Genomic DNA, 16,594 nt, shown 5'->3' with positions numbered 1-16,594 from the left:
GGTGGATAGTCGTAGTCATGTTCACCAAGGTCCTCGTCGCGTGCCTGGCAGCGGTAGCCATGGCGCCGTCGGCAGCTGCCGATCCGCTTGACCCGATTCCCGGTAACGGCGTCTATCAGGTCGGCACCGATATCGCCCCTGGCCTGTATCACACTGGCGGTTCGGGTTCGGCCTTCGGCGTATGGATCAACAACGTACCGACGCAAGAGTCGATGTGTTCGTGGTTCACCTACAGCACACCCGATGCGGCCAAGGACCATGTGGTCCAGACGAATACGTCCATCGGTCCGATGTACGCGAGCATTCCCGTCACGGTCAAGGCCTTCGAGTCGCAGAACTGCCAGCCCTGGACGCGGGTCACCGACTCCCAATGAGCCCGCGGGCAGGGCTACCTGACCGCCCGCGCCACCAGGTGCGCCAGCGCGTCGTCGGCGTCCGGCGGTAGCGCGTCCACCGGCCACCAGCGCAGGGCAAGCGACTCGTCGCTGATTCCGATCTGTGCATCCGCGGGCGCATGCGCCACGAACTGCAGGTCTAGGTGCCGGGTCGGCACACCCAGCGAGCAGGTCACCGGATGCACGTGCACGGCCGCCAGCGCCGGATCCATTCGCAGGCCGGTGATGCCGGATTCCTCGGTGGCCTCGCGCAGCGCGGCCGCGACGATGTCGGCGTCGGTGTCCTCGCAGTGCCCGCCGAGCTGCAGCCAGCGGCCCACCCGCGGGTGCAGCGTGAGCAGCGCGCGCTCACCGGTGTGGTCGAGCACCAGGGTAGATGCGGTGATGTGGCCGGGAACGCATTCGCGCCGGCAGGCGTCGGGGCGGGCAGCCAGAAACGCCAGCATCGCATGCCGCAGCGAGTCCTGCGCCGAATCGGGTGCGGCCCAAGCGCTCAGCGCTGCGACAGCGGAGTCGTGCAGACTCATCGCCGCACCAGCATATCGCCGACGTCGGCCGGTGCACGGGGCTCGGGCGGTTCGGTGGGGTAGCCGATTGCGATGGCGCCCAAGGGTTCCCAGTCGGGCGGCAGATCCAGTTCGGTGCGGACCAGCTCGGGGGTGAAGATGGTCGAACCGATCCAGCAGCTGCCCACGCCGCGTACCGCCAGCGCCACCAACAGGCCCTGGACGGCGGCGCCGACGGCGACCGTGAACATGGTGTGCTCGGCGGCGGTGCGGACGGAGTCGGGGTAGTGGTGGGCGCCATCGGGCACCATGATCGGGATAACGACTTCGGGTGCGTCATAAAGGATCTGCCCACGCGAGACTCGGGCCTCAATGGCCTCGGGGGTTTTACCGTCGCCGGTCAGATCGGATCGCCACTGCTGCGCCATGGCATCGAGCAGCCGAGTGCGCACGCTCGGGGTCTGCAGCCACACGAACCGGACCGGGCGGGTGTGATGTGGCGCCGGGGCGGTCAGCGCCTCGGCCATGGCGTCGGTGATCAGTTGCGCCGGAACGGGTTCCGCGGCGAAGTTGCGCACGGAGCGGCGCAGCAGTTGAGCCTGCCCGCGCCCCACCTCGATGGCCTCCGCGGTGCCCAGCCAGAACAGGTCCTCGGAGCCGGAACGCACCAATGCGGCTGCGGTGGAACCGTTGTCGGGGCTGGCGACACCACGCACCACCGCCACCGGGACGTCGGTGAGCTTGCCCTTGACCAGGTCGGCGGCCGCGGCGAGTTCGTCAGCGACGGCGACCTCGGTGACCACCAGTTCGTTGCCGTGCCGGTCGACGGACCCGGCGTAGCCGTTGAGAACGGACAGTCCCGACGCGCCGATCGCGACGTCGATCTGGCCGTTGCGCCAGGCGCGGCCCATGGTGTCGGTGATCAGCACTGCCACGCTGACGCCTAGACGTTCGGCCAGTCCGGCGCGCAACGCGGCGGCGCTGCCGTCGGGATCGACAGGTAACAGCGCGAGTTCGTCGGAGCCGACGTTGGAGCCGTCCACACCGGCGGCGGCCTGCACCAGTCCGAGGCGATTCTCGGTGATCCAGGTACGGCCCTTGCGGGCCAGTACGCGTACCGCCTCGGCCTCGACCAGTTGGCGGCGCAGCGCATCACGTGCCTCGGCGTCGTGTGGCGCCGGCACGATGCGGCCTTCGCACTTGGACACCACCTTGCTGGTGACGACCACGATGTCCCCGTCGGCCAGCCACGGTGCGGCGTCGGCCAGCGCGGCCGCGAGATCGTCGCCGGGCCGAAATTCGGCCAAGCCAGTCACCGGCAGGATCTCGACCTTGGCGGCGCTGCCGTGCTCGGTCATCGCACTCCCGCGAGATCCAGTCCGGTGCGGACCATTTCGGCGGTGGCCGCCGGATCGGTCATCAGCAGCGGGGCGGCGCGGACGGTCACGCCGGCGATGTCGGGGCCATCAGGGGTGTCGAGGGACTCGCCCTCGTGCACCAGCCAGTAGTCCAGGATCCCGGTTCCGCTGCGGGCGCCGTAGTGCTCGCCGACGGCCCGGGAGGTCGAATCCAGTCCGATCACGCTCAAGCAGACGTCGGCCATGCCGCGCAACGGCTTTCCAGCGATGATCGGGGAGTAGCCGACGACCGGTGCCGCAGTGGAGCGCAGCGCCGCGCGGACACCCGGAACCGCCAGGATGGCGCCGATGCTGACCACCGGATTGGAGGGGGCCAGCAGCACGATGTCGGCGCCGGTGATGGCGTCGACGACTTCGGGTGTGGCCGTGGCCTTCTCTGCGCCCACGAAGCCGAACCCGTGGGTGGGAACCTGGGCGCGGTAGCGCACCCACCACTCCTGGAAGTGAATCGCGCGCTGGGTGTCGTCGGTTGGATCGGTGATGACGACGTGGGTTTCGCAGCTGTCGTTGGTGACCGGCAGCAGTCGCGCTCCCGGTTGCCAGCGCTCGCACAGCGCCGAGGTCACCTCGGTCAGCGGATAACCGGCGCGCAGCGACTGGGTGCGGACCAGGTGGGTGGCCAGGTCGCGGTCGCCGAGGCCGAACCAGTCCGGCTGCATCCCGTAGTGGGCCAACTCCTCCATGGCATGCCAGGTCTCGTCGCGGTGACCCCAGCCGCGCTCGGCATCCACGCCGCCGCCGAGGGTGTACATGCAGGTGTCCAGATCGGGGCAGATGCGCACCCCGTGCATCCAGGCATCGTCGCCGACATTGACGACCGCGGTCAGTTCGTGTGCGTCGGCCCCGTTGCCAGCTGGGGATTCGGCGAATTGGCCCAGACCCAGTAGTTTCTGGACGCCGAGCAGGAACCGGGCGCCGCCGACCCCACCGACGAGAACGGTGACCTTCACAGCGCACGACAGTACCTTTGGCGCCGCTGCGGCCGGTGTGGCGGACCGGCGTCGTCGCGGTATCGGGGGGCGCGGTAAGACACGCCGAGGGGCGAGTGTGGGGTAGATGACACGGACTCGCCGGTCTCGGACACGTTGGAAATCGATCACGGGATGGTAAGGAATTTGGCCGATCAGCTTGACCGGGCTGATCAACCCGTGTCTAATCACACTAGTGTCATTTCCCGGTTGGCCAGCCGATTTCGGTGTCGCAGACCGAGATTCGATCACATGTTCGAATCGGGATGGTCAATATCTTCCGATTCGGCCGACATATCAGGATCGCGCTACAGGTGAGGAGGCGGAGCATGTCCTATGAGCACCTTTGGGGCGTGATGGGGGGAGCACCGCACGCCGGTGCCGAAATGGCTGAAATGGCTGGGCCGAGCGGGTTGGAGGCGATGCCCAGTCGCCCACATCTGAGTCTGGTTCCCGCGCCCGAGGACTACGACGAGTTCGACCCGTTCGACCCCGCGACAGCCACCAATGAGCAGTGGCAGGACCGCGCCCTGTGCTCGCAGACCGACCCCGAGGCGTTCTTCCCGGAGAAGGGCGGCTCGACTCGGGAGGCCAAGAAGATCTGCCAGCGTTGTGCGGTTCGCAGCGAGTGCCTGGAGTACGCCTTGGCTCACGACGAGCGCTTCGGTATCTGGGGTGGGCTTTCCGAGCGTGAGCGCCGCCGCCTCAAGCGCGGCATCATCTGAGTAAAGGGCTAGTCGTCGATCGTCGGGTCGATGACGGCGGGCTCGACATCCAAGTAGGTGGCGACTTGAGCCACCAGAATCTCGTGCAATAAATCACCGAGTTCTGTGCTGTCGTTTGCGCGTTGCTCGATCGGCTTGCGGAACAGCAAGATTCGGGCGCGTGTCGGGTTTCCCCGAACATCCACCCCGGCCGGAATCAACCGGGCCAGCGGAATTGGCCCGTCCGCGACCACCTCTGGGGGCCACTGCACACTATCGGGATCCTTGGCGGCGATCCGCGGGATCTCATCGACGGCGACGTCCAGGGCCGTCAACCGTTGCTTCCAGCGTTGTTCGATGGGCTCGTAGGCCTCCAGCACGGCCATGTCGAACCGTTCGGCGCGGGTGCGCCATCCCGGCACGGTGGGCGGCAACAGCGGCCCGCGGGTTTCGCGGCCGCGCCAGCGGCGACGCGTGGCGATCACGCTGACGATGGTAACGGTTGTGCATAGGGTGCCGGCGCCTTGCGCGTGTCCGGCGCTGCGGGGGCGAGCGGCCACGATAGCCTCACGGGCGTGAACGTTCCTCGTCGTTGCTGCCGGCCAGGGTGTCCGCACTATGCGGTGGCGACGCTGACGTTCGTCTACTCGGACTCCACCGCCGTGGTCGGCCCGCTGGCGACTGCCGCTGAGCCGCATTCCTGGGACCTGTGCTTCAACCATGCGGGCCGGATCACCGCCCCGCGCGGTTGGGAACTGGTCCGCCACCCCGGCCCCTGGGTTTCGCCTGAAGAGGATGACCTGATCGCGCTTGCCGAGGCGGTTCGTGAGCGCGAATCCGGGCGGGCTGCCCCGGCCAACGGGTGGTACCCACAGGCCAATCCAGGCGACGCCCCGACCCGCGGAGCGCCCACCGCCGGACCCGGTGGTGGTGTGCTGGCACCGCCCGGTCCGCCCGGGAAGACCAATGGTCGACGCCGTGGCCACCTGCGTGTGTTGCCAGACCCTTCGGACTGATCGCGGGTTCCGGGCTAGGCTTGAGCGTCAAGAGTCCACTGCGTCAGGAGCCCTGTCCATGTCTCGGCCCGCTGCGGCTGTCCACCGTGTGATCAAGGCGTACGACGTACGCGGCCTGGTCGGTTCGGAGATCGATGAAACCCTCGTCACCGAGGTCGGGTCCTCGTTTGCCCGGCTGATGGCCGAGGAAGGTGCCCGCCAGGTGGTGATCGGCCACGACATGCGGGACAGTTCGCCACTGCTGTCTGCGGCGTTCGCCGAGGGCGTGGTTGCCCGCGGCCTGGATGTGGTCCGGATCGGGCTGGCGTCGACCGACCAGCTCTATTTCGCCTCCGGGGCGCTGGACTGCCCGGGCGCGATGTTCACCGCCAGCCACAACCCGGCCGCCTACAACGGCATCAAGCTCTGCCGCGCCGGTGCCAAGCCGGTGGGCGCCGACACCGGCCTGGGCCGAATCCGCGATGAGCTGATCGCCGGGGTCGACCCGGCCGGCGACGGCCAAGGATCGCGCGGCAGCATCACCGACCGCGACGTGCTGGCCGACTATGCCGCATTCCTGCACTCCTTGGTGGATATCTCCGGCCTGCGGCCGCTGCGCGTGGCCGTCGACGCCGGCAACGGCATGGCGGGCCACACCGCACCGGCGGTGTTCGGATCGGTCGGCGCGATCACGCTGCTGCCGCTGTATTTCGAGCTGGACGGCAACTTCCCCAACCACGAGGCCAACCCGCTGGATCCGGCAAACCTGGTGGATCTGCAGGCATTCGTAAGCGAGCAAGGCGCCGATATTGGCCTGGCCTTCGACGGCGATGCCGACCGGTGCTTCGTGGTCGACGAGCGCGGTGAGCCGGTCTCGCCGTCGGCGGTGACCGGCCTGGTGGCGGCCCGCGAATTGGCCCGCGAGCCCGGTGCGACGGTGATCCACAACCTGATCACCTCGCATGCGGTGCCGGAACTGGTCGCCGAGCGCGGCGGCACACCGCTGCGGTCGCGGGTCGGGCACTCCTACATCAAGGCGCTGATGGCCGAGACCGGGGCAATCTTCGGCGGGGAGCACTCGGCGCACTACTACTTCCGGGATTTCTGGGGCGCCGACTCGGGCATGCTGGCCGCCCTGCACGTACTGGCCGCGCTCGGTGAACAACAGCGGCCGCTGTCGGAGCTGACCGCCGACTACCAGCGCTACGCGGCATCGGGTGAGATCAACTTCACGGTCGCCGACGCGCAGGCCTGCGTGGATGCGGTGGTCGGGTCTTTCGGTGACCAGGTGTCGTCGGTGGACCACCTCGACGGCGTGACCGTCGACCTGGGTTCGGGCAGCTGGTTCAACCTGCGCAGCTCCAACACCGAGCCGCTGCTGCGGCTCAACGTCGAGGCGCCCGACGCCGCCGCGGTGGACGCGGTGGTGGCCCGGGTCGCCGCGCAGATCGAGACCGTCACCGCCGCGGAGAAGTCCCGTCCGTGACCGCGTTCTCCGGCTCCTTCTCCACCGTCGACCTCGATGACACCGAGGCCCTGCTGGCGGCTGACCGCGACGGCGCACTGTGGGCCGCATCGATGGCCGGCGCGCAGGTCCGCGCGACCGCCGCGACGGTCGATGAGGGGGCCTTGGACGCTGTCCGCAGCGAGAGCCGTGACTACCCGCCGCGGACGATCATCTGGCTGTCCACCCGCGGCACCGCGGCCACGGCCGGGGGCCTGCTTAACGCCGTCCGCGGCGATTCGGCGCGCGCACCGCTGGTGCTGGCGGCCGAGGTGCCGTCCTGGATCGGATCGCTGGACGTCCTGATCGTCGCGGGCGACGACCCGGGTGACCCGGCGCTGGTCGCTGCGGCCGCGGCCGGGGTACGTCGCGGTGCGCGGGTCGTGGTTGTCGCGCCCTACGAGGGGCCACTGCGTGACGCCACCGCCGGCCGCGTCGCCGTGCTGGAACCGCGAATCGCTGTCTCGGCGGAGTTCGGCCTGCCGCGCTACCTGGCCGCCGGGTTGGCCATCCTCGACGCCCTGGAGGGTGCGGCCGCACCGACCGACTTGGGGGCGCTGGCCGACGAGCTCGACGCCGAGGCGCTGCGCGACAGTGCCGCGCGTGAGCTGTTCACCAACCCGGCGAAGATGCTGGCCGACCGCATCGTCGGCCGCGACGTTGCGTTGACCGGTGACTGCGCGGCGACCCTGGCGCTGGCGCGGCACGGCAGCGCGGCGATGCTGCGGATCGGTCGGACCACAGTGGCGGCGACCGGGTTGGCCGACGCGGTGAGCGTGCTGCGGGCGCAGTCCGCCGGTGGCCGCGATGTCGCCGACATCTTTCACGACGAGCAGATCGATGGCCCGGCCGCCGACCGGTTGCGGGTACTGGCCCTGACGCTGGCCGCCGAACGGACCGTGGTGGCGGCCCGCATCAACGGCCTCCACGATGTGGACCTGATCGCAGCCGGGGATGTGCCGGTGGCACCGGGTGCCTCGGAGGAAACCGCAAGCCCAACGGAGGCGTTGTCGCCGAGCGGCCCGGCGCGGGCCGAAGAGCAGCTTGCGGTATTGGCCGTGCGGTTGGAGATGGCCGCCGCCTACGTGAGACTTTTGCGGGGTTGACGGGAACAGTGGAACAACTACGCGGTGCGATACGGACCTACGCCTGGGGCTCGAGGACCGCTATCGCCGAGTTCACCGGTCGGCCCGTTCCGGCTGCGCATCCCGAGGCCGAACTCTGGCTGGGGGCACATCCGGGGGATCCGGCCTGCCTGGAGACCGACACCGGCGAGGTGTCGTTGCTCAACGTTTTGACCCATGACCCGGAGGGCCAGCTGGGCCCGGTGGCTCAGGCGCGCTTCGGTGACCGGCTGCCGTTTCTGGTCAAGGTGCTGGCCGCCGACGAGCCGCTGTCGCTGCAGGCCCACCCCAGTGCCATGCAGGCGATCGAGGGCTACGAGCGCGAGGAGCGGCTCGGCGTCCCGGTGTCCTCGCCGATCCGCAACTACCGCGACACCAGCCACAAGCCCGAACTGTTGGTGGCGCTGCAGCCGTTCGAGGCGCTGGCGGGCTTCCGGCCGGTGGCGCGCACCATCGAGCTGCTGAGGGCGCTGGCAGTATCCGATCTGGACCCGTTCATCGACCTGCTCGGCGGCCAGTCCGGCAACGGTCAGTCCGATGTGCAGTCCGACGCCGATGGACTGCGGGCGCTGTTCACCACGTGGATCACCGCGCCCCAACCCGATCTGGACGTGTTGGTGCCCGCCGTGCTGGAAGGGGCCATCCAGTACCTCAGTTCTGAGGCCGGCGAGTTCTCTGCCGAGGCCAAGACGGTGCTCGAGCTGGGGGAGCGGTATCCCGGGGATGCCGGTGTCCTAGCTTCGCTGCTGCTCAACCGGATCAGCCTGGCACCGGGGGAGGCCATCTTCGTATCGGCCGGAAACCTGCACACCTACCTCCATGGCGTAGGTCTGGAGGTGATGGCCAACTCCGACAACGTGCTGCGTGGCGGGCTGACCCCCAAGCACGTCGACGTCCCCGAGTTGCTGCGGGTGCTGGATTTCACCCCCACCACCGAGGAAGCGTTGCGGCCGGCCACCTATGCCGAGGGACTCGAGGTGGTCTACCAGACGCCCGCCGAGGAATTCGCGCTGTCGCGACTCACGCTCGACGGCGTCCACCTGGGACACGAGGTGGACGCGCCGGCGCGCCATGACGGTCCGCAGATTCTGCTGTGCACCGAGGGCTCAATCACCGTGCACGCCAAGTCCAAGTCGCTGACGCTGCACCGAGGGGAGTCGGCCTGGGTGCCCTGCGACGACGGGCCGATCCGGCTGCTCGCCCAGAAGCCAGCCGCCCTGTTCCGGGCGACGATAGGACTGTGAGTGTCGTCCTCGGGTAGTACCAAGGCCATCGTCGCGGCCTTGGCGGCCAACGGCGGGATCGCGGTGGCGAAGTTCACCGGTTACCTGATCACCGGTAGCGCCGCCATGCTCGCCGAGGCCGTGCACTCGGTGGTCGACACCTCCAACCAGGCGCTGCTGCTGTTCGGCCAGCGCGCCGCCGCCAAGGCACCCGATGCGCTGCATCCCTTCGGGCACGGCCGCAGCCGCTACTTTTGGTCGTTCGTGGTGGCGCTGGTGCTGTTCAGCCTGGGCTCGATGTTCGCGCTGTACGAGGGCTACGAAAAGGTTCGCCACCCGGTCGAGCTGAGTTCCCCGCTGGTGGCGATAGCGATCCTGCTGGTTGCTATCGGCTTGGAGACCTACAGTTTTCGCACCGCAATACGCGAGTCGCGCCCGCTCAAGGGCGAGGGCAGCTGGTGGCGGTTCCTGCGCACCTCGCGTAATCCGGAGCTGCCGGTGGTCCTGCTCGAGGACGCCGCGGCGCTGATTGGCTTGGCACTGGCGCTGATCGGGGTCGGGCTGAGCGTGGTCACCGGAAACCCGGTGTGGGACGGTGTGGGAACCCTGGGCATCAGTGCGCTGCTGGGAGCGGTCGCCGTCTTCCTGATGGTGGAGATGCATAGCCTGCTGATCGGCGAGGGCGCCACCGCCGCCGAGGATCAGGCCATTCGTGCGGCGCTGGAGGGAACAAAGAACGTCACCCGCCTGATCCACATCCGCACCCAGTACCTGGGCCCGGACGAGATGCTGGTGGGGGCCAAGATCGCCGTGGTTCCGAGCCTCGATCTGGCCGGAGTCGCGGCCACCATCGATGCCGCCGAAGCCAATATCCGTGCGGCTGTGCCCACGGCGCTGGTCATCTATCTCGAGCCGGACCTGGACCGGACGCCTGTGCCACACTCGGTGGACCAGAAAGGTTGATCGCTTTGTCCAAACTTTCCTTTCCGCAGCTCACCGCCGCCTGCCAGGCCGGCGGCGGCAGCACCCTGACCGTGTCCACCGAGCTGGCGCCGGCCGGGGGACCGCACGCCGCGGTCAGCCCGGCTCCCCGCGCCGGGCGTTCAGCGTCGGCCGTAGAGACCCGGCTGATCGACGGGGAACCGACTGCGACGGTGCTCATCGATGACAACCAGAGCCAGGTCCAGCGCGTGGAAGCCGCGATCCTGCAGGGCATCCACGCCCAGCATCCGCTGCTGAGCCGGGTGCCGCGGATGGAGGTCTCCTACGAGGGCGGCCGGTTGGTCTACACCGATCTCGAACTGCCGCAACGCATTTTCGACGGGCACTTTCTCACCGGCTCCATCGACGGCAAGCCCGCGATCGCACACCCGGCCTACCGCGTGGCCCGAGAGAGCACACCGGACAACGCCCGTGCATTGTTGGAACTGAGCCCCGGCAGTCTGATCTTCGGTGCGATCGACGCCGCCCTGGGCACCGGTCAAAGCCGTTTCCGCGGAGTGCTGTCCGGTGAGATCATCGGCGTACTCGTCGACGGTGCATCGGCCGATTCCCGTGCGGTGTCCGACACCGGAGTGTGCTGCAGCCGGATTATTCGCACCCAGGTGCTCAGCTTCGCCGCACTGCGGCAGCTGCGGTTCGACTGCGGCCCCGCCGGCGACGAGGCGGGCCGCATCCTGCTGGCCGCCTACGCGCTGGCTGGGCTGGCGCGTTCCAACGCCGAACTGAGCATCCGGGCCAACTGCGACCTGGTGGAAACCGGCCCCACCACGCTCAAACTCGATGCCCGCGATGGGGAATTCGTCGAGTTGGCCGCGTTGTCGATCGCCGAGGCCGACGAGCTGCTGGAGCGGGCTCTGGTGGAGGCCTACCGGGAGGCCGACATCACCTGGCGCGGTCAGGTGCTGCACGTCACCGGTAACTCCGCGGCCTACACCGCCGCCCAGAACGGCGGAGCGCCGCAGGACACACCGGTCGTGCATGCGCCCCGGCGGTTTCGGTTGCCGCACTTCATCGAGAGTCGGCTGACCACGCCGAACTGAGGCGGGCCTGTTTGGCTCCGATGAAGCCGGGTACCGACACAGGTGTCAGAGCGGCGAGCGCTCGGCTGAGACGTCCCAGCCGAGCGCTTGCGCATTGCTTCATTTCTGATGTCAGTGGTCGTGGTCGTGGTCGTGGTCGTGGTCGTGGTCGTGGTCGTGGTCGTGGTCGTGGTCGTGGTCGTGCGGGTGGCCGGTTCCCCCGGCGCCCCCTGTGCCGCCGGTGATGCCGTCGGCTGCCGCGCCGGCCTGACCGGTCTGGCCCGCCAAACCGCCGGACGCACCGCCGGTGCCGCCGGTACCGCCAGCACCGCCAGGTACGAGGATGTTGTCGTTCTGGTGCAGGACGCCGTTGCCACCGCTGCCGCCCGCCCCGCCGTCGCCGCCGGCTCCGTGGGAGTTGATGTTGTCCCCGCCGTGACCACCCGCGCCGCCCTTGCCGCCGGCCCCGTAGGCCAGGGTGTGGTCCGGCAGCGTGACGCTTCGGCCATCAGAGTCGCCGCCATTGCCGCCGACGCCACCGCGACCACCGTCACCGGTGTTGCTAGCACCACCGGATCCGCCAGCGCCGCCATCACCGCCGGAGTGGCTGCCGTCGCCTCCGCTACCGCCAGTGCCACCCGTGCCGCCGAGCCCGCTGTCGCCGGTCCCGCCGTTGCCGCCGACGCCGCCCTCGCCGCCGATGATCCCGCTGCCGCCGGCGCCGCCGCTGCCGCCAGCGCCGCCGACACTGCCAGCGCCTCCGTTGCCGCCGACGCCGCCCGCAGCGCCATTGGAGATGAAGTCGGCACCATCCACAGCACTATCGCCACCGGCGCCGCCATTACCACCGGCGCCGCCGACACCGGCGTTGCCACCGCTGCCCATGATCCATCCGCCGTTACCGCCGCCTCCGCCGGAACCGCCGTTTCCGCCGGCGCCGCCGACTTGGGCCAGCTGGCCGTTGGCGCCCGCGCTGCCGTTCCCGCCGACACCGCCGGCACCACCGGCACCGCCACTGCCGAAGAGCAACGCACTGCCTCCCGCCCCACCGGCGGCACCGATGCTGCCGTTGAGACCATCGGCGAGCGTGCCGCTCCAACCCGCACCGCCCGCACCGCCCGCACCGCCGTCGCCGAGAAGCCAGCCACCGGCGCCACCGGCGCCGCCGGCAGTGGCCTCGATCAGGGTGCTGCCACCGTAGTAGCCAGCCTCCAACCCAGCGCCGCCGACGCCGCCATTGCCGATCAGACCGGCGTTGCCGCCCGCCCCGGCTGTGGTGAGCAGATTGTCAATGTAGGTGGCGTCGCTGCCGGCGCCACCATTGCCGTAGAGGAACCCGCCGTCGCCGAGGTCGCCAATGCCGGGTAGCCAGCCGAATAGCGAGGTGTTGCTACCGGTAAAGCCATCGATCCCGTCTCCGACCAATAACCGACCGAAAACGGCCTCGTAGAGTCCGAAACCATTGATCAGATCGGTGATGAAGTCGCTCAGGCCTGCGTCGGCGGGGCCGGCCGTATCGACCGATGCAGCGCTGACATCGAGAAAATCCACCAGCCAGTCGATATCGGCGTGCGCGCTCGGTGCAGCCGCCACCGGTCCCAGGCCGAACGCCAAGAATGCGCTGACTGCGCTGCCGGCACCGAGAACACGACGGCGCTCCCGGATCCGCTGCCGAGCCTGGTCACGACTACTCATGTGTACTCCTTCATTTGCGTTGTATCCGAAGCCAAATCGGGCGGCCGAAAGAAGCGTTCATTGACTGCAGGCGGCATGTGCTGGGCGCGGGGGCGCCAGATCAGGGTTTTGTCCTTCGAACGCTTCGAGCAACCTGTGCCAGAACTTATCGATAATGAAAATCATTGTCAATAAGAGATGAGGGGGTGCTCCGAGCATGTTCGAACGCCCGCGCGCTACGGGGCGTGAGTCCAGGCGGCCTGGGCTTAGCTGCAATCGCCACTGCGCCCGGTATCGGCCGAAACCGTTGGAGGGGCGTGCTATTCGGCGCTGGCCACGGCGAACTGAGTCACCGGGATTCGGCGACGGATTCCCAGAAGGATGTCAGGGCCGCCGCGCCACGCACCGGATCCTGGGTCATCCACCAGTGGCCAAGCCCGTCGAGCACTTCGGTATGCGCGCCGGACCGGTGCGCCGCGCGTCGCCGGATCTCCTCGGATCCGACATAGGGGTCGCCGGTGGCCAGTAGGGAAAGGCCCGGACGGGCACGCGCGCGCTCCAGCCCGCCGCCGGTTTGCGCCATCGCGCCGGGGCCTTCCACCGAGCGGTACAGCAGCAGGGTTGCCCGCCCCATCTCCGGGCCCTGCGCCTGCGCCATCGACTTGGCGATATCTGTCGGCAGCGTGGCCGACCACAGCGCGGTTCGGTCTGCCACTGTCCCGCCGAGCATGTTGGCGACCAGCCGTTCGCCCTTTCCGGAGGTGCGCCAGATTTGGGCGGTCTCGGGCCAGACGTAGTCCGGGTCGAACACACCGATGATGTCGGTGGTCCAACTGCGCACCAGCTCGGGGCGATGCATCGCCAGATTGACGACATGGACGCCGCCCCAGTCGTGCCCGACAAGGTCGATCGGCTCATCCGGACCGCCGAGGGCTTCGAGCTCACTTTCGAGCCAGTCGCGGTAGGCCAGGTAGCTCGCTGAGAAGTGTTGCGGCAGTGGGGCACCGAATCCCGGCGGTGACAGCCGTACGACATCTCGACGGTCGAGGGCATCGACCAGTGGGTCCCAGATCGCATCCGATTCCGGGTTGCCGTGCACCAGCACTACCGACATGAGCGAGTTCAGCCAGGCAGCTCGATGGCGGCGAAGTTCACCGTCGCGGTGGCCGCCAGCTGATCGTCGTCGCCTCGGTAGATGTCGACCTGGGCCACCACCGAACGCCGGCCGGTACGCAGGATGGACGCGACGGCCCGGGCCGGCCCGACCTTGATCGGCCGCAGGTAGCGGATGAACAGATCCGTCGTAGCAATGCCGTTGCCGAACTGCGTGCTGCGCGCGGCGAGCTGTCCGGCCGCCACGTCGGCCATGGTGGCGATCAATCCGCCCTGCAGCCCGCCGGACGTGTTGACCACCCGTTCGTCGACCGGCATCTGCAGTGTCAGCGTGCCGTCGGCCGACGGCACCTCCTGCAGACCGAGTTGGTCGAACAACTCCCGGATCGATTGCGGCGCGGTCATGGCGTCGGCTCGCCCGCCTCGTCCCAGGCCCGCAGCAAGGTGCACAGAATCTCTTCGGCGCGGCCCAATCCCGCCAGGTGGCTCTCCCCGGGAATCGGGTAGAGCCGGGCGTCGGGAAGCAGCGCCACCACGTGCTTGCCGTGCGAGAACGGGACGATGTGGTCGGCGTCGCCATGCCACCAGTGCACCGGCACCTTGATGTCGGCGAGCCGGAAGCCCCAGGGACGGGCGAACAGAATGGCATCGGCGATCGGGGCGGCGAGCTGCTTGCGGGAGCCGTTGAGCAGGTCATCGAGGAACATCGCCTTGAACTCGGGGCGAGACAGCATCTCGCGGTCGCCCTCGGGGGAGAGCCGCGCGTAGAGCTCCAGCGCCGGCGACGCGACCGGCCGGATCATTCGGATCAGTCCGGCGGCCAGCACGCTGATCGGTCGCCCGGCGTGGTCGAGTACCGGCTCGGCGAGCCGGGCCAGCCGCATCAGGTTGCTGTCGATGGCCTCGGGGCCTACCGCCGGGGCGACGCCGCCCAGCACGCCGGCCGCCACCACCCGCTTGGGCATGGCCGCCGCGCACGCCAGCGTGTAGGGGCCGCCGCCGGAGAGTCCGATGACCGCCATCTTGTCGATCCCGAGCGTGTCGGCAACGGTGCGCAGGTCGTCTGCGAACTGAGAAACCGTCTCGTACTGGAAGGGGGTCGAGGAACCGATGCCGGGCCGGTCCACCCCGATCAGGCGGATGTTAGCTTCGGTGGCGTACAGCCGTGCCTCGACGGGAATCTGCCGGCGGGCGCCGGGTGTGCCATGCAACCAGAACATCGCCCGGCCCTGTGGGGCACCGAATTCGGCGAAGCCGAGCTGACGGTCCTCGCCGACGGCGATGTTCCCCTCCATCTGAGGACGGGCGATGTCATAAGCCATGCTCGGAGTCTGGCACGTGCCCAGCAGCCGGGACACCCCAGGTCGCGGGCTCGGTCATCGGCATCGACATATCGGTGGGCTGCGTGCGGCCGCGCAACGTCGCCGAACCGTAGTGCGCCCAGCGCGCCCGCTCGTCGTGGTCGGCGCGTTCCAGTGCGGTCGCCGAACACAACACCCGGGCCGGGACGCCCTTAGCGCGGTCGGCCAGCCGCGCGGCCTCGTTGACGGCGTCGCCGACCACCGTGTACTCGTAGCGGTTTTCGCTGCCGATGTTGCCGGCGAACACCGGCCCCGCCGACACCCCGATCCCGAAATCCACCAACGGCAGCCGGCGAAGCCGGGCGATCAGGCTGCGAGCCGTGGCCAGCGCAGCCGTGGCCGCGTGAACGGAGGGGACCGGAGCGCCGAACACCGCCAGTGCCGCGTCGCCTTGAAACTTGTTGATCGAACCGCGCTGTGCGTCGACGGCGTCCACCACGATGCGGAAGAAGTCGTTGAGCACGCCGGCGACCTCGTCGGGCGGATGGGTGGCCGCCAGTTCGGTGGAGCCCACCAGATCGATGAACAGGATCGCCGCCTCTTGGACCGAGCCGGCGAGCGCGAGATCCTGCTCGACGGCCAGCCGGGCGACATCGGAGCCGACGTGGCGACCGAACAGGTCCTGGAGCCGGTCGCGTTCGGCAAGGCCGGCCACCATGCGATTGAATCCGGTTTGCAGCCGCCCGATCTCGGACTGTTCGTAGACGCCGACCGACGTGGTCATCTCGCCGCGCTCGACCCGGGCCATCGCGTTGACGACTTCGCCGACCGGGTCGGAGATCGATCGGGACACCAGGATCATGGCGCGCACCCCGAGCAGCACCGCCACCACGCACAGCACCAGCACCGGAATCTCCACCGACGAGTCCGGGTCGATGATCCAGCCCATCTGCCGGCAGACGATGAGCGCGATGATGGCCGCCGAGGGCATCGCACAGGTGATGAACCACATGGTCACCAGGCGGGCCAGTACGCCGGGGGCGGTCGCGCGGACGTCGGACCCCTGCCAGGCCGCGGCCACGATCGGCCGGAAGGTGCGTTGGGTGAACAACATGCTGGTGCTCAGCGATGCGGTGCCCCCGAACACGATGATCGTGCCGAGCAGCACGATCAGGCCCATGTTGTGGGAGTGGATCGCGGCCATGCCGATCGCCCCGCCGATCAGCCACGTTCCGAGCACTATCACCGACTGCCGGCGCAGGATGTTGATGGCCGAGCGGCGTTGCCCGCGGTCGGGCGGCGCTCCTGCGGTGTACCAGCGCACGGACGGCGCGATGCTGGCGCTGCCCGCGGCGACGACGGACAACGTCCCCAGCGTTACCAGTACCGCCACCAGCACCAGGTTGGGCACCGACAGCAAGGTGGAGTCGGTCAGTGGGGTTTCACCGTTGAGCGAAACCACCACCGCGATCGCCTCGGCGCTGGTCAGCAGGTGGGCGAAGGCCAGTCCGGCCGCGTAGTCGCGAACGCGGACAGCGGTACGCGGCCGCGCGCCTGCGCCCGAACCTGCAGTCGTCATCGCGGTCGTGCCCATCCCTGAGTGCGTTGTGCACTCAAGTTATACGGATCTGCGGGATGACGAGGGGCA

17 protein-coding genes are annotated in these 16,594 nt (G+C 69.0%); 8 read left to right on the top strand and 9 right to left on the bottom strand.

Annotated features, from left to right (window positions below; translation table 11 throughout):
• The first annotated feature begins 17 nt into the window (after positions 1-17).
• Positions 18-374 carry a hypothetical protein gene (locus ACKY0X_RS16265; protein WP_409426870.1) on the top strand — a complete coding sequence of 119 codons (357 nt, stop codon included), beginning with the start codon at positions 18-20 and terminating at the stop codon, positions 372-374.
• Between the two features lie 14 nt (positions 375-388).
• On the opposite strand, the gene ACKY0X_RS16260 is transcribed toward ACKY0X_RS16265, so the two are convergent.
• From ACKY0X_RS16260 to cofD, 3 genes are read right to left on the bottom strand one after another with little or no spacing between them, the layout of a single operon-like run.
• On the bottom strand, positions 389-922 hold the full coding sequence (locus tag ACKY0X_RS16260; RefSeq protein WP_409426869.1) for an NUDIX hydrolase: 534 nt from the start codon (positions 920-922) through the stop codon (positions 389-391).
• Complete coding sequence (locus ACKY0X_RS16255) at positions 919-2,259, bottom strand: coenzyme F420-0:L-glutamate ligase (protein WP_409426868.1); 1,341 nt, start codon at positions 2,257-2,259, stop codon at positions 919-921. The genes ACKY0X_RS16260 and ACKY0X_RS16255 overlap by 4 nt, the downstream gene beginning before the upstream one ends.
• Positions 2,256-3,269, bottom strand: coding sequence for a 2-phospho-L-lactate transferase (gene cofD / locus ACKY0X_RS16250; protein ID WP_409426867.1), 1,014 nt, complete (start codon positions 3,267-3,269; stop codon positions 2,256-2,258). Before cofD ends, ACKY0X_RS16255 begins: the two co-directional genes overlap by 4 nt.
• A 347-nt stretch (positions 3,270-3,616) precedes the next feature.
• Here cofD and ACKY0X_RS16245 point away from each other — a divergent pair, with 347 nt between their 5' ends.
• Complete coding sequence (locus ACKY0X_RS16245; RefSeq protein WP_409426866.1) at positions 3,617-4,012, top strand: WhiB family transcriptional regulator; 396 nt, start codon at positions 3,617-3,619, stop codon at positions 4,010-4,012.
• 8 nt (positions 4,013-4,020) lie between these two features.
• On the opposite strand, the gene ACKY0X_RS16240 is transcribed toward ACKY0X_RS16245, so the two are convergent.
• Entirely contained in the window at positions 4,021-4,473 is a 453-nt protein-coding gene (locus ACKY0X_RS16240) for a metallopeptidase family protein (RefSeq protein ID WP_409429663.1), read from the bottom strand.
• Positions 4,474-4,566: 93 nt separating this feature from the next.
• Between ACKY0X_RS16240 and ACKY0X_RS16235 the strand changes: the two genes are divergently transcribed.
• From ACKY0X_RS16235 to ACKY0X_RS16210, 6 genes are read left to right on the top strand one after another with little or no spacing between them, the layout of a single operon-like run.
• Positions 4,567-5,007: a DUF3499 domain-containing protein gene (locus tag ACKY0X_RS16235; RefSeq protein ID WP_409426865.1), complete on the top strand. Its 441-nt coding sequence runs from the start codon at positions 4,567-4,569 to the stop codon at positions 5,005-5,007.
• A 58-nt stretch (positions 5,008-5,065) separates the two neighbouring features.
• Positions 5,066-6,472 carry a phosphomannomutase/phosphoglucomutase gene (locus tag ACKY0X_RS16230; RefSeq protein WP_409426864.1) on the top strand — a complete coding sequence of 469 codons (1,407 nt, stop codon included), beginning with the start codon at positions 5,066-5,068 and terminating at the stop codon, positions 6,470-6,472.
• The gene (locus ACKY0X_RS16225; protein ID WP_409426863.1) at positions 6,469-7,596 is read left to right on the top strand and encodes a TobH protein; all 1,128 of its coding nucleotides are present in this window, start codon (positions 6,469-6,471) and stop codon (positions 7,594-7,596) included. The genes ACKY0X_RS16230 and ACKY0X_RS16225 overlap by 4 nt, the downstream gene beginning before the upstream one ends.
• Before the next feature lie 8 nt (positions 7,597-7,604).
• Positions 7,605-8,858, top strand: a complete 1,254-nt coding sequence (gene manA / locus ACKY0X_RS16220; RefSeq protein WP_409429662.1) for a mannose-6-phosphate isomerase, class I — start codon at positions 7,605-7,607, stop codon at positions 8,856-8,858.
• A complete protein-coding gene (locus ACKY0X_RS16215) occupies positions 8,859-9,800 on the top strand; it encodes a cation diffusion facilitator family transporter (protein ID WP_409426862.1) in 942 nt (313 codons plus the stop codon).
• A 5-nt stretch (positions 9,801-9,805) separates the two neighbouring features.
• On the top strand, positions 9,806-10,879 hold the full coding sequence (locus ACKY0X_RS16210; RefSeq protein WP_409426861.1) for a type I-U CRISPR-associated protein Cas7: 1,074 nt from the start codon (positions 9,806-9,808) through the stop codon (positions 10,877-10,879).
• Between the two features lie 111 nt (positions 10,880-10,990).
• Here the strand turns inward: ACKY0X_RS16210 and ACKY0X_RS16205 are convergent, their stop codons facing one another.
• The 5 genes from ACKY0X_RS16205 to ACKY0X_RS16185 form a co-directional block, all read right to left on the bottom strand.
• Positions 10,991-12,553: a hypothetical protein gene (locus ACKY0X_RS16205; protein WP_409426860.1), complete on the bottom strand. Its 1,563-nt coding sequence runs from the start codon at positions 12,551-12,553 to the stop codon at positions 10,991-10,993.
• Between the two features lie 328 nt (positions 12,554-12,881).
• Positions 12,882-13,646 carry an alpha/beta fold hydrolase gene (locus ACKY0X_RS16200; protein WP_409426859.1) on the bottom strand — a complete coding sequence of 255 codons (765 nt, stop codon included), beginning with the start codon at positions 13,644-13,646 and terminating at the stop codon, positions 12,882-12,884.
• Between the two features lie 8 nt (positions 13,647-13,654).
• Positions 13,655-14,050 carry a PaaI family thioesterase gene (locus tag ACKY0X_RS16195; protein ID WP_046285641.1) on the bottom strand — a complete coding sequence of 132 codons (396 nt, stop codon included), beginning with the start codon at positions 14,048-14,050 and terminating at the stop codon, positions 13,655-13,657.
• Positions 14,047-14,967, bottom strand: a complete 921-nt coding sequence (locus ACKY0X_RS16190) for an alpha/beta fold hydrolase (protein ID WP_409426858.1) — start codon at positions 14,965-14,967, stop codon at positions 14,047-14,049. Before ACKY0X_RS16190 ends, ACKY0X_RS16195 begins: the two co-directional genes overlap by 4 nt.
• Positions 14,957-16,525, bottom strand: a complete 1,569-nt coding sequence (locus ACKY0X_RS16185) for an adenylate/guanylate cyclase domain-containing protein (protein WP_409426857.1) — start codon at positions 16,523-16,525, stop codon at positions 14,957-14,959. Before ACKY0X_RS16185 ends, ACKY0X_RS16190 begins: the two co-directional genes overlap by 11 nt.
• Between the last annotated feature and the right edge of the window lie 69 nt (positions 16,526-16,594).

It is taken from the genome of Mycobacterium sp. SMC-11 (assembly GCF_046250095.1).
Taxonomy (GTDB): Bacteria; Actinomycetota; Actinomycetes; order Mycobacteriales; family Mycobacteriaceae; genus Mycobacterium; species Mycobacterium heraklionense_A.
Note: the sequence above shows the minus strand (reverse complement) of the source record. Positions and strands in the feature narration are given on the sequence as shown.